The organism is Amycolatopsis sp. MJM2582, assembly GCF_000754115.1.
In the GTDB taxonomy this organism is placed as follows: domain Bacteria; phylum Actinomycetota; class Actinomycetes; order Mycobacteriales; family Pseudonocardiaceae; genus Amycolatopsis; species Amycolatopsis japonica.
The window spans coordinates 1,079,015-1,093,632 of the sequence record NZ_JPLW01000001.1 but is presented as its reverse complement, the minus strand read 5'-3'; the positions used below and the strand labels follow the sequence as shown (position 1 = coordinate 1,093,632).

Annotated in this window: 11 protein-coding genes; 7 read left to right on the top strand and 4 right to left on the bottom strand. The window is 69.2% G+C overall.

Annotation, left to right across the window (positions count from 1 at the left end):
- Positions 1 to 2 precede the first annotated feature (2 nt).
- Together ED92_RS05405 and ED92_RS05400 are read right to left on the bottom strand one after the other, a co-directional pair.
- A complete protein-coding gene (locus ED92_RS05405) occupies positions 3 to 1,820 on the bottom strand; it encodes a substrate-binding and VWA domain-containing protein (RefSeq protein ID WP_037333637.1) in 1,818 nt (605 codons plus the stop codon).
- 164 nt (positions 1,821 to 1,984) lie between these two features.
- Positions 1,985 to 3,160: a homogentisate 1,2-dioxygenase gene (locus ED92_RS05400; protein WP_037333634.1), complete on the bottom strand. Its 1,176-nt coding sequence runs from the start codon at positions 3,158 to 3,160 to the stop codon at positions 1,985 to 1,987.
- Positions 3,161 to 3,245: 85 nt separating this feature from the next.
- Between ED92_RS05400 and ED92_RS05395 the strand changes: the two genes are divergently transcribed.
- Together ED92_RS05395 and ED92_RS05390 are read left to right on the top strand one after the other, a co-directional pair.
- Entirely contained in the window at positions 3,246 to 4,100 is an 855-nt protein-coding gene (locus ED92_RS05395; RefSeq protein WP_016330606.1) for a hypothetical protein, read from the top strand.
- Entirely contained in the window at positions 4,097 to 4,738 is a 642-nt protein-coding gene (locus ED92_RS05390) for an IclR family transcriptional regulator (protein ID WP_016330607.1), read from the top strand. The genes ED92_RS05395 and ED92_RS05390 overlap by 4 nt, the downstream gene beginning before the upstream one ends.
- Before the next feature lie 4 nt (positions 4,739 to 4,742).
- On the opposite strand, the gene ED92_RS05385 is transcribed toward ED92_RS05390, so the two are convergent.
- Both ED92_RS05385 and ED92_RS05380 read right to left on the bottom strand, forming a co-directional pair.
- A complete protein-coding gene (locus tag ED92_RS05385; RefSeq protein WP_037333630.1) occupies positions 4,743 to 5,405 on the bottom strand; it encodes a DUF998 domain-containing protein in 663 nt (220 codons plus the stop codon).
- 88 nt (positions 5,406 to 5,493) lie between these two features.
- Positions 5,494 to 6,081, bottom strand: a complete 588-nt coding sequence (locus ED92_RS05380; protein ID WP_037333627.1) for a TMEM165/GDT1 family protein — start codon at positions 6,079 to 6,081, stop codon at positions 5,494 to 5,496.
- A 188-nt stretch (positions 6,082 to 6,269) separates the two neighbouring features.
- On the opposite strand from ED92_RS05380, the gene ED92_RS05375 reads away from it, so the two are divergent.
- From ED92_RS05375 to ED92_RS05355, 5 genes are all read left to right on the top strand, one after another.
- Positions 6,270 to 7,223: a S41 family peptidase gene (locus tag ED92_RS05375; RefSeq protein WP_037333624.1), complete on the top strand. Its 954-nt coding sequence runs from the start codon at positions 6,270 to 6,272 to the stop codon at positions 7,221 to 7,223.
- Between the two features lie 81 nt (positions 7,224 to 7,304).
- On the top strand, positions 7,305 to 8,816 hold the full coding sequence (locus ED92_RS05370) for a cytochrome ubiquinol oxidase subunit I (protein WP_037333621.1): 1,512 nt from the start codon (positions 7,305 to 7,307) through the stop codon (positions 8,814 to 8,816).
- A 299-nt stretch (positions 8,817 to 9,115) separates the two neighbouring features.
- Complete coding sequence (gene cydB, locus ED92_RS05365; RefSeq protein WP_037333619.1) at positions 9,116 to 10,123, top strand: cytochrome d ubiquinol oxidase subunit II; 1,008 nt, start codon at positions 9,116 to 9,118, stop codon at positions 10,121 to 10,123.
- Positions 10,120 to 13,371 carry a thiol reductant ABC exporter subunit CydC gene (gene cydC, locus ED92_RS05360; RefSeq protein WP_081975700.1) on the top strand — a complete coding sequence of 1,084 codons (3,252 nt, stop codon included), beginning with the start codon at positions 10,120 to 10,122 and terminating at the stop codon, positions 13,369 to 13,371. The genes cydB and cydC overlap by 4 nt, the downstream gene beginning before the upstream one ends.
- Positions 13,372 to 13,385: 14 nt before the next feature.
- The gene (locus ED92_RS05355; protein ID WP_037336058.1) at positions 13,386 to 14,522 is read left to right on the top strand and encodes a GAF domain-containing sensor histidine kinase; all 1,137 of its coding nucleotides are present in this window, start codon (positions 13,386 to 13,388) and stop codon (positions 14,520 to 14,522) included.
- Positions 14,523 to 14,618 lie beyond the last annotated feature (96 nt).

The window sequence follows — 14,618 nt, the reverse complement described above, 5'->3', positions numbered from 1 at the left end:
TCTCAGAAATTCGAGATCACGGCGGTGAAGACCTGGTCGATCGAATCCGGTTTGGACGAGTCGTACCCGACGCCCTGGGTGGTCTCGGCGATCTCCTTGAGCACGTTCAGATCCGCGTCCGAGCCGTAGGCGATGGTGAACAGCCGCACCGCCTCGCCACCGCCTTCGGTCCGCAGTTGCCCGACCAGGTTCGGCAGATCGATCCCGCCCGGATCCTCGTTCCGGCCGTCGGTGAGCACGACGACCGCGTTGATCGCGTCCGGATCCAGCCGCTGCTTCATGAACTCGTAGGCCGCCAGCGACGAGTCGTAGAGCCCCGTCCCGTTCTGCGGGGTCAGCCCGTTCAGCCGCGACGCCAGTTCCTGTCTGCCCGGTTCACCGCCGATCGGCGACACCGGCCGGAGTTCGGCGTAGTCCTTGTCGCCGTCCAGTTTCGTCGAAAACATCCACAGCCCGACCTTGTCGGCGTCGCTGAACTGCGGCAACGACGCCACGGCGGCCTGCTTCGCGAGATCCATCTTGTTCTTCCCGGTGCCGCTGACGCCGTCGCCCATCGAACCGGAGACGTCGACGACCAGCAGCACGTTCGCCTTCTTCCGCAGGTCCTTCCACGACTTCAGCACCTCGGTCAGCACCGGCGGGCTCGGCGGGCGGATCAGGTTGAGCTTCGAGTCCGGCTCGGCGCCGTTCTCCTTCGTGGTCTGCGAGCCGGGTTTGCCGTCGAACGTGCGGAAGCCGATGTCGCTGAACTTCCGCTGCGCTTCGGCACCGCGCAGATGCGCGAGGAAGTCCGCCGCGACCTGCTTGTGGATGTCGTCGGCCCAGTTCAGCACGGTGAACGGGTGGTCGGAATTGAGCGTGCCGTCGCTCGGGTAGATCCCGACCAGGGGCACCTTCGGCGGCGCGTGCTGACCGCGTTTCGCCGGATCGTTCGTGGGATTGCCCTGGTTGTACCCGACGAGCGAGTTCTCCTCGACCGTCACCGCCGAGATGTACGACATCGCGGCGCCGCGGTCGTCGGCCTTCTGCAGGTTCGTCAGGAACGTCAGCGTGTTGTCGCCGTAGTGGACGATGGCCTGCTCGACGTTCTGCACGAACGTCCGCGCCTCGGGTTTCGCGAGCGCGTTCGCGGTGAGGTCCGAAGACGTGCCCGTTGCCGCGTAGTAGGCGCCGATGGTGGCGTTCAGACCGGACGTCGAGATGTTCGGATTCGTCTTGCCCAGCCGGAACTTCCCCCATTCCGGATGGCCGTATTTCGCCCAGCCCTGCGGATCCGTGGCGAGCGCGGCGAGATCCTTCCAGCCGATGCCCTTGCCGGGCCAGCCGAGCGCTTCGGCCATCGGCTTCGGCATCGCGACGACCAGCGGCGCGTTCGCGACCGATTCCGGGTCACCTTCGGGGACCAGCGCGGGGTGATCGGAACCGGTGAGGTTCTGGCGCAACAGGTTCACCCAGCCGGACGCGGCGGGCGTCCAGACGTCCGGCCGCGGGCCGTCCACCGCCTCGTTCCAGCCGCGGGACAGCGCCTGCATCGCGGTGCCGGACGACTTCGACTGCACGAGCACGTCGACGCAGCGTCCGGCCACCGTGCGGCCGCTGTAGCCCTGGGCGATCTCGGCGACCACGCCCGCCTTTTCCGGCGAAGACGACACCTGCAGCTTGACCGCGTCGCCCGTCGTGCACTTCGCTGCCACGGCCTCCTCGCCGGAGTCGCTCGTGAGCGCGCGCAAGCCGATGATCAGGCCGATGGCGACCACCGCCGCGGCCACGAACGCCAGGACCTTGCGGCCGCCGCGGGACTGCTGAGGATTCACGACCATGGAGAACCTCCGCCGGTGGGGACACCGATTATCCGGAGGTTTCGCCTTGTCCGGCTTGGCGTTGCCGAACCGTTGCGGCCGTGGCGGTACTTATCCCGCCACCCCACGCCGCATTTAGTCCTCTAAATGCGTGGGCCCGCATTTAGAGGACTAAATGCGTGTCACTAAGCGCCGGGGCCGCGGCCGGACCAGGTCCACGCGTAGCCGTGATCCTCCGACGCGTCGGCCGCCTCGCCGAGATCCAGCGGCGCGAAGGTGTCCACCATGACCGCGGTCTCGTCGAAGAACTGCGCCCCGATCGACGCCTCGGCCGCACCGGGCTGCGGCCCGTGCGTGAAGCCGGACGGGTGCAGCGAAAGCGAGCCGACCTCGATCCCGGAGCCCTTGCGCGCCTCGTAATTCCCACGGACGTAGAACATCAGCTCGTCCGAGTCGACGTTCGCGTGGTTGTACGGCACCGGGATCGACTCGGGGTGGTAGTCGACCTTGCGCGGGCAGAACGAGCAGACCACGAAGTTCGGGCCCTCGAACGTCTGGTGCACGGGCGGCGGCTGGTGCACGCGGCCGGTGATGGGCTCGAAGTCGTCGATGTTGAACACCCACGGGTACAGGCAGCCGTCCCAGCCGACGACGTCGAACGGGTGGGTCGCGTAGGTGTAGCGCGTCAGCCCGGCGCGATGGCGCACGAGGACCTCGACGTCGGTGCCGTCGACGACCAGCGGCTCGGACGGCCCGCGGATGTCGCGCTCGCAGTACGGCGAGTGCTCCAGGAACTGGCCCTTCGCCGACAGGTAACGCTTCGGCGGGCCGATGTGGCCGCGAGCCTCGATGGTCAGCAGCTTGACCCCGTCGTCACCGTGCGGGAGCACGCGATAGGTGCACGATGTCGGGATGACGAGGTAGTCGCCGTCGCCGACCTCCAACGAGCCGTAGATCGTCTCGACGGTCGCGCCGCCGCCCTGGACGTAGAACAGCTCGTCGCCCGCCGCGTTGCGGTACAACGGCGAAGGCTTGGTCGCGTGGACGAAGCCGATGGTGACGTCGGCGTTGCCGAACAGCCGCCGCCGGTCGGTGACCGCGTCGGCGTCGCCGAACTTGAGGTCGTGGGTTTTGAAGGCGCGGGGCTTGAGCGGATGGTTCGGGGTGATCGGGCCGCGTTCGTCCTCGATCGCGACGGCGTCGACGATCGCCGTCGGCAGGCCGCGGTGATAGAGCAGCGCCGAGTCCGCCGAGAAGCCCTCGACACCCATCAGTTCCTCGGCGTACAGGCCCCCGTCGGGCTTGCGGAACGCCGTGTGGCGTTTGTGCGGGATCTCGCCTACCTGCCGGTAGTAAGGCATCGGAATCTCCCCGGAACGTGTCCGTTGTGCGAACGATTTTGTCCTGATGTCGTACGCTACTAGCGTGTCAGTCGTGTCAAGCGCTGTGGAACTCACGCCACCCGGCCCCCGAGGAATCCCTCCCCTGTTCGCGCGGCTCGTCGACGACTCGGCGTTGTTCCCGCCCGGTGAGGCGTCCATGCCCGAAGCGCTGCGTGCGCACTTCGCGTCGAGGGCCGGTGAGCACTCCGGCGTCCTCGGTGTGTTCCTGTGCCAGGCGTCGAGGCTGCCCGAGCTCATCACCGAACTCATCAAGATCAAACCCAAGGAACCGCTGCCGCTGTCGCTGATCATCGACACCGGCCTCGGCGGGGTCCCGAAGGCGATCTCGATCGTCGAATCGCGCAGCGAGATCCTCAGCCTGCGCATGGTGGAGATGCCGGCGCCGTCGGACGTCGACGAGGTCTGGCTGGAGCGCGTCTCCGAGTTCGTGCCCGAGGACGTCATCCGCGTGGTCGAGCCGCGGCGCGGCGTCGGCTGGCTGGACGGCGTGCGGAAGGTGATCGAGCACGGCAGCTGGCCGAAGATCCGCTGCGGCGGCAAGGCGGGCGAGAACTTCCCCAGCGTCGACGAGGTCGCGGACTTCCTCGCCGTGGTCAGCGGCTCGACCGGGGCGTCGTTCAAGGCGACGAACAGCCTGCACCGCGCCGTCCGGCACACCGAGGAGTCGAGCGGCTTCACCCACCACGGGTTCCTGAACCTGATCGTGGCGTCCGCGCGCTGCCTCTCCGGCGGCGACGTGCGCGCCGCCCTCGAATCGACCGACGGCGCCGCACTGGCCGCCGAGGCCAAGGGGATGTCGGACGAGGCGGCGAAGGCGGTTCGAGGGCTCTTCGCGTCCTACGCGGCGGCCTCGTTCGACGAGCCGGTCGCCGATCTCGGGGAACTCGGGTTGTTGTGACCCGCGAAGGGTCACTCACCCTCGACCGGGGTCTCGCGCTGCTGCAAGCGGTCGCGGACGCCGGTGGCGAGGCGGCGACGATCTCCGAACTCGCCGTCGCCATCGGCGCGAGCCGGGCCGCCGTCTACCGGCTGCTCGTCCCGCTGTCAGAACGCGGCCTGGTGTGGCGTGACGGCAACAAGGTGCGGCTGGGTGTCGGCCTGCTCCGGCTCGCCGGGCAGGTTCTCCCGCAGCTGCGTGAGGCCGCGCGGCCGGTGCTGCGCGAGCTGGCGGAGAAGGTCGGCGCGACGGCGCATCTGTCGGTCGCGCAGGGGGACCAGGCGCAGGCCGTCGCGGTCGTCGAACCGTCGTGGACGAGCTTCCACGTCGCCTACCGCGTCGGCACCCGGCATCCGCTGTCCGCCGGCGCGGCGGGCAAGGCGATGACGCTGCGTCCTGGCGGCGGCGAAGGCTGGGTCACCTCGTCGGGTGAGCTGGAGGCGGGCGCCTCCGGGGTCGCCGCGCCCGTGCGCGGAGTGCCGGGATTGAAGGCCAGCGTCGGCGTCGTGTCCCTCGAGCCGCTCGATGCCTCCGTGGTGGGGCCCGCGGTCGTGGCGGCCGCCGTCCGGCTCGCCGAGGTGCTGAAGCAGCCCGAGTAGCGCCTCAGCGGTGGCTGAGCAGCGGGCGCACCATCGTCGCCAGCAGCGTGAGGTCGATCGCGAACAGCAGCCGCTCGAACAGGCCGAGCGTGACCTCCTGATGCGACGGGCCGGTGAGCATCGTCCAGACGAAGCCGCCGAGCACGATCACCACCGCGGCGAAGCTGGCCACCGAAAGCCGCCGGATCGTCGTGCGGCGCGGCTCCCACGGGCAGCGCGCGCGGCCCGGGCGGGTCAGCACCCAGGCGGCGGCGGGCAGCGCGAGAAAGGCCGCCAGCGCGGCGTAGTTGTGGATCTGGCCCGCCAGTGACCGGGCCTGACCTTCGGGATCGACGGGGATGAGCGCGAGGACGAACAGCCCGGCGCACCAGACACCGAGCAGGACCAGAACGGATTCGTAGCCCTTGCGGTGCGCCTTCGCGATCCCGCCGAGCAGCGCGAGCGAACCGAACCCCAGTGCCAGGCACATCGCGCCGAACAACGGGGCCGCCGTCGAACCGGGCGAGAGGTAGCCGTAGACGTACTCCGACAGCGTCTGCCAGATCGGGCTGACCTGGCTGGAGAGCCTCAGGTGCAGGTCGATCGAGATGGCGACGGCGACGGCCATGCCGAAGACCGCGAGCCTGCCGTGCACAGGGGAGACTGCGAGTGTCTTCGGCGAGGTCACGACCGGTTTCTCCAGGCACGTCGGGGCGGGTGTTCACCTTTTCGTTCCCGAAAGGTTACCCGGCGAACCTGTGAAAACCCCGTGCGCCTCAGAAGGCGAGCTGGGCCAGCGCGAACAGCGAGAAACCGGCGAAGACGAAGCCCGCGACGCGTTGGATGAGCTTGGGGCGGATCCGGCTACGGACCTTCGCGCCGATGAAGACGGCCAGACCGGCGACGGCGATCAGCGCGCAGAAGGAGCCGAGGCCGACCGCGAACGGGTTGCCGAAGCGGGCCGTGAGGCTGGCCGTCGCGAGCTGGGACGCGTCGCCCCACTCGGCGGCGAAGAGCACGCCGAACGACGTCAGCGCGGAGCGGAGGAAGGTCGCGGGACCGGGACCGGAACGCGAGGCGTCCTCTCCGCCGTCCTTGGCGGGACTGAACCCTTCGCGAAGGAGCATGTACGCGCCGACACCGAACATCGCGGCGACGATCGCGGTCACCAGCGCCTCCGGCAGCAAAGTGAGGACACTGCCGAACGTGGCCGCGATCGCGGATTGCACGGCGAATGCGGCGGTGACGCCGACGAATACCGGCCACGCGCGAAAACGAGTGGTGAGAACCAAAGTGGCGACGAGGGTCTTGTCCGGCAGCTCCACGGCCAGTACCAGGCCGAACGCGCTGATCAGCGCCAGCATCGAGCTAGACATGATGGTTCTTCACCCCTTTCACTGCAACGATAAAGGGGCGATTCAGAAAAAGGCAAGCTGATGGCTTTTCCGAATCGGTCGGCATGTGCGGGCGAATTGTATTCGTTGGCCGGGCGGAATTGAGTTTTCGGCAAACCGAATTCTTTTTTCAGGCTTCGCTGGTAGCGTCGCCGGGCATGGACGAGAGAGCGCGGATCGAAGACGTGTGCAGGCGCCTGCAGGACCACTACGTGTTCCCCGATGTCGCCGAGAAGCTGACGGTGTTGCTACGGGCGAGGCTGAGTGACGGCGCGTACGCGGGGCTCGACGATCAAGCGTTCGCCGCCGCGGTCACCGGAGACCTGCAGTCGGTCAACGGGGACAAACATCTGCGGCTGCGGTACCACGTCGACCCGCTGCCCGAGGTCGACGGTGAGTCGTACGATCCCGAGGAATTCCGGCGTGAGGCGGAGCTGAACTGCCACGGCATCGCGTCGGTGCGGCGGCTCGCCGGGAACGTCGGCTACTTGGAGACCAAGCTGTTCTACGGGCCGGACATCGCGGGCGAGGCCCTCGCCGCGGCGATGACGCTGCTCGCCACTACCGACGCGCTGCTCATCGACGTCCGGGAAAACCGGGGCGGTGACCCGTCCGCGGTCGCGCTGCTGATCAGCTACCTGGTCGGCGAGCCCGTCCATTTCAACAGCATCTATCTGCGCGACGGTGACGTGACCAACCAGTTCTGGACGCAGCCGTACGTGCCGGGGCGCAAGTTCGGCCCGGACAAGCCGGTGTGGGTGCTCACCGGGCCGACGACGTTCTCCGGTGCCGAGGATCTGAGCTACTCGCTGCAGCAACTGGGGCGGGCGAAGACGGTGGGCGCGGTCACCGGCGGCGGGGCGAATCCGCGAAAGCAGTTCAATGTGGACACCCATCTGGATGTCACCGTCCCGGGTGGACGGGCCGTGAACCCGGTCACGGGGACCAACTGGGAAGGCGTCGGCGTCCAGCCCGACATCGCCGTCGATGTCGAGGACGCTTTCGACACGGCATACGCGTTGGCGCTGGCCCACGTGCTGACGCTGGGGGACACGGGCCTGCGGCGGCAGGTCGCCGATGAGGCGCGTCTCACGCTCGCGAGCCTCGGCTGACCAGGGCGCGGGACCTACGTCCCGGCGAGATCGGGACCACTTGAACTGGCGGGCTCATCGGGCGTTGAGCAGGCTTGAGGCGTGGAGGTTCTCGATCTCGCTCGGTGGCAGTTCGGCATAACCACCGTCTATCACTTCCTGATGGTCCCGCTGACCATCGGGCTTTCGGTCCTGGTCGCCGGGATGCAGACGGCGTGGGTCCGCACGGGTGACGTGCGCTATCTGAAGATGACCAAGTTCTGGGGGAAGCTCCTGCTGGTCAACTTCGCGATGGGCGTGGTCACCGGCATCGTGCAGGAGTTCCAGTTCGGGATGAACTGGAGCGCGTACTCGCGGTTCGTCGGCGACGTGTTCGGCGCGCCGCTGGCGATGGAAGGGCTCGTCGCGTTCTTCGTCGAGTCGACCTTCCTGGGGCTGTGGATCTTCGGCTGGGACAAGCTGCCGAAGAAGGTCCACCTGGCGTGCGCGTGGGCGTATTCGCTGGCGACCGTGGCGTCCGCGTACTTCATCCTGGCGGCGAACTCGTGGATGCAGCACCCGGTCGGGGTCGAGTTCGTCGACGGGAAGCCGACGATGAACTCGATCTGGGCGGTGCTGACGAACAACACCGCGCTTGCCGCGATCCCGCACACGCTCGCGGGGGCGTTCTCGGTGGCGGCGGCGTTCCTGGTCGGTGTGGCCGGCTGGCGGCTGTGGCGCAAGCGTTCGGAGGACGACGAGCACCGCGCGGTGTGGCGTTCGTCGTTGCGTCTCGGCGGCTGGACCGGTGTGGTGGCGTTCGCGGTGCTGGCGATCACCGGCGACGTGCAGGGCAAGCTGATGTTCGAGCAGCAGCCGATGAAGATGGCCTCGGCGGAAGCGTTGTGCCATACGGAGAAACCGGCGAGCTTCTCGATCATCGCGATCGGCGACGTGCGGAACGCGAACTGCGAAGACGTCAAGACCTTCACCGTGCCCGCGCTGCTCTCGTTCCTGGCGCACAACGACTTCACGACCGAGGTCAAGGGCGTGGAGAACCTGATCACCGAGTACCAGGCGAAGTACGGCACGAACTACCCGGACGACCCGCAGCTCGGTTCGCTCGCGGGCAAGCCGATCGACTACGTGCCCAGCCTTCCGGTGACCTACTGGGGCTTCCGCGCGATGATCGGCTTCGGCGCGATCTCGGCCGGGATCGGGGTGCTCGCGCTGTGGCTGACCCGGCGTGGCCGGATCCCCGGGCAACGCTGGTTCCCGTGGCTCGTGCTCGGCGGGATCGCGACGCCGTTCATCGGCAACAGCGCCGGGTGGATCTTCACCGAGATGGGCCGTCAGCCGTTCGTGGTGGTGCCGAATCCGACCGGTGTCGACGGGGTGTGGATGTTCACCGCGCAGGCGGTCTCGAAGTTGTCCACAGGCGAGGTGTGGACTTCGCTGATCGCTCTGACGACCGTCTACGCGGTGCTCGGCGTCGTCGAGGTCTACCTGATGCGCAAGTACGTCCGCGGCGGCGTCGACGCCGTCATGCCACCCAAAAAACCGGCCTCGACCAGCAAGAACAGCGACTCGGAAGGCGGTGACGGCGATGACGACGCGCTGGCCTTCGCCTACTGATCGCCTCTTGACCTCACGTACCCAGCCCCCCGCCCTTCCCGGGGGACGGCCCCGCACCCAGCGTATCGGGGGTATCGCTCAGGCGGGTTACCCACAGCCGATCTGTGGACAACTTGCGCGGTTGTGGATAACTCAGGGCGATCGGGGGATGGGGAGCGTCGCGAAAGCCACTTTCGCGACATCCAGCGTCCCGAAAGTGGCTTTCGCGACTTGCCGCACGGCGTCGACAAGGCGCGCGACCGGGCCAGGCGGGCTGAAAGCGTCCTTCAGCCCCCGGAAGCCAGGAAAGTGAGCACCCGATGACCCTCGAAACGATCTGGTTCTGCGTCATCGCCCTGTTCTGGCTCGGCTACCTCTTCCTCGAAGGCTTCGACTTCGGCGTCGGCATGCTCATGCCGGTCCTCGCGAAGGACAACACCGAGCGCCGCGTCATGGTCAACACGATCGGCCCGGTCTGGGACGGCAACGAGGTCTGGCTGATCGTCGCCGGCGGCGCGATGTTCGCCGCCTTCCCCGGCTGGTACGCGTCGCTGTTCTCGGCCGCGTACCTCCCGCTCCTGGTGGTCCTGCTCGCCCTCATCGGCCGCGGCGTCGCGTTCGAGTACCGCGGCAAGGTCGATTCCGATCGCTGGCGCCGCAATTGGGACCGCGTCATCGGCATCGGCTCGTGGGTACCGCCGTTCGGCGTCGGCCTGCTGCTCGCCACCACCGTCCTCGGCCTCCCGCTCGACGCCGACGGCAACCGGGTCGGCGGCCCGTTCGCCGCCCTCAGCCTCGAAACGCTGCTCGGCGCGATCGCGGTCGTCGGGTTCTCGCTGGTCCACGGCGCCGCGTTCCTCGCCCTCAAAACCGAAGGCGACCTCCGGCACCGCGCGCGGAACCTCGCCACCCGCCTGCTTCCGGTCGCCCTCCTGCCGTTGCTCGCGTTCCTCATCGTCGTGCAGCTGCGCTCGGGTGACCTATGGACGCTGTTCCTCATCGGCGTCGCGGTCGTCGCCGCGGTGCTCGCGTGGTTCAAGATCCGCATGGGCCGCGAAGGTCAGGCGTTCGCCGCGCTCGGCGGGGTCATCGGGGCCTCGGCGGTCGCGATCTTCGTCGCGCTGTACCCGAACGTCCTGCCGTCCACTTTGGACGCCGCCAACACGCTGACGATCGCGGGTGAGGCATCGAGCCCGTACACCCTGACCGTGATGACCTGGGTCGCCCTGTTCGGCGCCCCGGCCGTCCTGATCTACCAGGGCTGGACGTACTGGGTGTTCCGCAAGCGCATCGGCACCCGGCACATCCCACCGGTGCACGCACCATGACCGAACTTCCCGGCCGCGACACCCTTTCCGCCACGGAGTCCACAATGGACCCAGCGCGACCGGGGAAGGGTCCGCTCGGCGCGCTGGCTCCGCTTTCGAGTGCGGCGCGCCGAGCGTTGATCCTCAGTGGAGTCCTCTCCTTCGTCAACGCGCTTCTGCTGGTGGGACAGGCGTTCCTGCTGGCCGACGTCCTCTCCGCGGTCGTCCGCGGAACACCGGGGGACCGCACCGCCCAGCTGGCCGTGCTGCTCGCGCTCGTCGCAGGGCGCGCGTTGACCGGCTGGGCGGTGCGGATCGTTTCCGTTCGCGCGGCCGCCCGCGCGAAGGAGGAGTTGCGCGCCAAAGCCCTCGACCACGCCTTGAAACTCGGTCCGGAATGGATCGCTCGCCGCGGTCACGGCGAGCTGACGTCGTTGACCACCAAGGGACTCGACGCGCTCGACGCCTACTTCACCCAGTACCTCCCTGCCCTGGTGACCGCCGCGATCGTGCCGCTCGCCGCCGGTGTCGCGATCCTGTTCGCCGACTGGCCGTCGGCCCTGCTCGTCGTGATCACCGTGCCGCTGGTGCCGCTGTTCGCCATCCTGATCGGCAAGCACACCGCCGAACGGGTCGCCGAAGCCGCCGACGCCGAACAACGGCTGTCCGGGCATCTGCTGGAACTCGTCCGCGCCCTGCCGATCCTCAGCGCGTTCCGCCGCGCCGGGGCGCAGGCCGAGACGGTCCGGAAGATCTCCGAACGCCATCGCCGCACCACGCTCAAGACGTTGAAGGTCGCGTTCGCGTCGGCGTTCGCGCTCGAACTGATCGCGACGCTCTCGGTCGCGCTGGTCGCGGTCGTCATCGGGGTCCGGCTCGTCTCCGGCGAACTGTCGCTGGCCATCGGGCTCGGCGTGCTGATCCTGGTTCCGGAGTGTTACCAGCCACTGCGCGCGGTCGGCGCGGCCTTCCACGCCAGCGAGGACGGCGTCGAGGCCGTGCGCCGGGTCGCGGACGTCCTCGCGGAACCCTTGCCGCCCAACGGTTCCGAGACACCGGCCAAGGGTGAGATCCACGTCGGCGGCCTGCGTGTCGCCAGGCGCGGCGGATTCGCTCCCGACGGTGAGACGTTCAGCGTCCGGCCCGGCGAGATCACCTGGCTGCGTGCGCCCAGCGGCGGAGGCAAGTCGACGACGCTCGCCACGCTGCTCGGTTTCGTGCAGGCCCACGACGGGACGATCACCGTCGGCGGCACCGACCTCGCCGACGCCGATCTGACGAGATGGCGTGAAAGCGTCGCCTGGGTGCCGCAGTCGCCGGTGTTCGGCGGAGGCACGGTTCTCGACGAGGTCGGAGCGGAGGACATCCTCGGCGAACTCGGGCTCGCGGGGCTCGCCGACCGGCCGGTTTCGAAGCTGTCGCAGGGACAACGCCAGCGGGTCGCGGTGGCGAGGGCCCTGGTGCGGATCCGGTCGGGCGCATGGCTGCTGCTGCTCGACGAACCCACCGCGCACCTCGACGAGGTCAACGCCGCGCGTGTCATGGCCGCCGTTCGCCGGGCCGTCGACGGCGGTGCCGCCGCGATCATCGCCGCCCACGAACGCGGCTCCGGTGTCGACATGTCGACCACAGTGGGCGGCGAAATCGGAACCACCGAGGAAACCCGGCAAGTCCGGCCGCTGCCTTGGCGTGCGCTGCTGCACCCCCGGTTCTTCGGCGGCGCGCTGCTCGGCGCCGCCGCACTGCTCGCCGGGGTCGCGCTGACCGCGCTTTCGGGCTGGCTGATCGCCAAGGCGTCGCAACAGCCGCCGATCCTGACGCTGACGGTGATGATCGTCGGCGTGCGGACGTTCGGGCTCGGCCGCGCTGGGCTGCGTTACCTCGAAAGGCTGGTCACACACGACGCCGCGTTCCGGATCGCCGGAAGCCTGCGCGTCCGGTTGTGGGAGTCGCTGGTGCGGCTCGGACCGGCTCGGGCGCTTCGGGCGGGTGAAGAGCAGCGTCGGCTGGTCGGCGACACCGACACCGTGCGTGACTTGCTCCCGCGCGTGATCACCCCGCTGATCGTGGTCGCGTTGGTGGCCGTCGGCGCGGTCGCGGTCCAGGCCGCCGTGCTGCCCGAAGCCGGGCTCGCGCTGGCGGCGGCCGTGCTGGTGAGCGCGTTCGCGCCGCTGCTCGCGCTTCGGGCGGAACGCCGCGCGACCAGTGCGCTGGCCGCCGGACGGCGTTCGGTGTCGGCGCAGGTGCTGAGCCTGTTCGAGGCCGCCGCCGAACTGATCGCGTATGGAGTCGACAAAGAGCGTCGTCGACGGATCGCCACGACCGACGCCGCCCTGACCGCCGAAGCGCGCAGGCAGGCCTTCGGCGCGGGCGCGGCCGACGCCCTGATCATCCTGGCGACAGGGGCCGCCACCGTCGTGAGCACCGGGTTCGCCGTGAGCGCCGTCGCCGCCGGCGCGCTGAACCCGGTGCTCGCGCCCGTGGTCGCCCTGGTGCCGCTCGCGCTGGCGGAGGTCCTCTCCCTTCTTCCGCCCGCCGCGCAGCACTGGGACACCCTGCGCCAGGCCCGTCTGCGCCTCGCCGAGTGTCAGGAAAGGGCCGTTCAGGACGAAAAACGTCAGGAACGCCCCTTTCCTGACACCGGCGGGGTGCGGATCCGGAACGCCGACCTCGGCTGGCCCGGCACCGAGCACCCGGTCCTCACCGGCGTCGACCTCGACATCGCGCCCGGCACGCACGTCGCCGTCGTCGGCCCGAGCGGCGCCGGGAAGTCGACGCTCGTCGCGGCCCTGCTCGGTTTCCTCCAGCCGAGCAAGGGCGACGTCGCCGCGCCCGAGAACGTCGCCTGGGCGCCGCAGGAACCGATGCTCGTCTCGACCACGGTCGCCGAGAACCTGCGCCTCGCCAAACCGACGGCGTCCGAGGCCGACCTGCGAAAAGCGTTGTACGAAGCCGCTCTCGAAGACGTCGAGCTCACCACGATGCTGGACAGCGCCGGCGCCGGCCTTTCGGGCGGGCAGGCGCAGCGGGTCGCGCTGGCGCGGGCCGTACTCGGCGCCGAGCAGGCCGAGCTCGTCCTGCTCGACGAGCCCACCGCCCATCTCGACGAGCCGACCGCGCGCACCGTCCGCGAACGGCTCGGCGAGGCGCTCGCCGGGAAAACCGTCGTCCACGTCACGCATCACGCCGCCGAAGCCGAAGAAGCGGACGTGATCCTGGAGGTCCTAGAGGGCCGAGTCACAGCGCGCGCACTCGCCGGAGCCGACTAATGTCGATAGCGCTCATGGATCCCACGCTTGCCGCGCGCGCACTGTCCGCCGCCACCGAGATCACCGGCACCGCCCTGTCCGGTGACGACCCGGGTGACGTGCTGGAGACCGTGGTCGCCCGCGCCGTCGAACTGGCCGAGGCCGACCTCGGTCTCGTCATGGTGCGCGCGGACGACGGCCAGGTGGTCGCCGAGGCCGCGCACGGGGCCACCACCCAAGGCCTGCGAGGGCTGGCCTTTTCCGCCGATTCCGCGGCGGGCCAGGTCGCGCGCGGTGGGGAGCCGGTGGTCAGCGAGGACTTCACCGTCGATCCCCGCACGGCGCCGTTCGTGCCGCCGGAGCTCCAGGGCTTCGGGCCGTTCGCCGCTTCGGCGTTCGGCGCGGGCGGACGTGTTCTCGGAGCGCTCACCGTGTACCGCCGTCACGGCGGGGAGCCGTTCTCCGCCAGCACGGTCGAGGTGCTCACCGCGTTCGCCGCGCAGGCCGGCGTGGTGCTCGCGCTCGCGGAGGGCGCCAACGCCCGGCACCGCGTGACGCTCTATCAAGAGCGCGAACGTATCGCGCGCGAACTGCACGACGTCATCGTGCAACGCCTCTACGGCGCCGGGATGCAGCTCGACCGCGTCCGCAAGAACATGCGGAAACGCTTCGCGCAGGCCGACGGCGCACGGTTGTCCGAGGCGATCGACCAGCTCGACCAGACCATCGAAGAGATCCGCGGCACCGTGCGCGCCCTGCGCAGCCCGGAACCCGCGAACGAGACCGTCACCGCGACCGACCTCGCCGAGTCCGCGCGGGGCGAAGTGCGCATCGCGGGCGAGCTGCTCGGCTATCCGCCGACCCTCGAACTGTCGGGAGAGCTCGCCGACATCCCCGCCGAACAGGCGGACCACATCCGCGCCGCCCTGCGCGAGGCACTGTCCAATGTGGTCAGACACTCCGGGGCGAGCGAGACCCGCGTGACGCTCAGCCGCGACGCGGAAGGCGTCAAACTCCGCGTGCGGGACAACGGATCCGGTGTCCCGCAGGGGGTCGCCAAACGCGGTCTGCGTCATCTCGCCGAACGCGCGACGACGTCGGGCGGGCGCTTTTCGATCAATTCTTCCCCGAGTCTGGGGACTTTGGTCGCTTTTGACGTTCCGCTCGACTGAACCGGGTGAAATTAACGGTTCGCGTTTCCGATTAATCCGTAACAGCTGGGGTCTGAACGCGACTCTATGTGCATCGAACGCGCCCCGAGCGCGGAT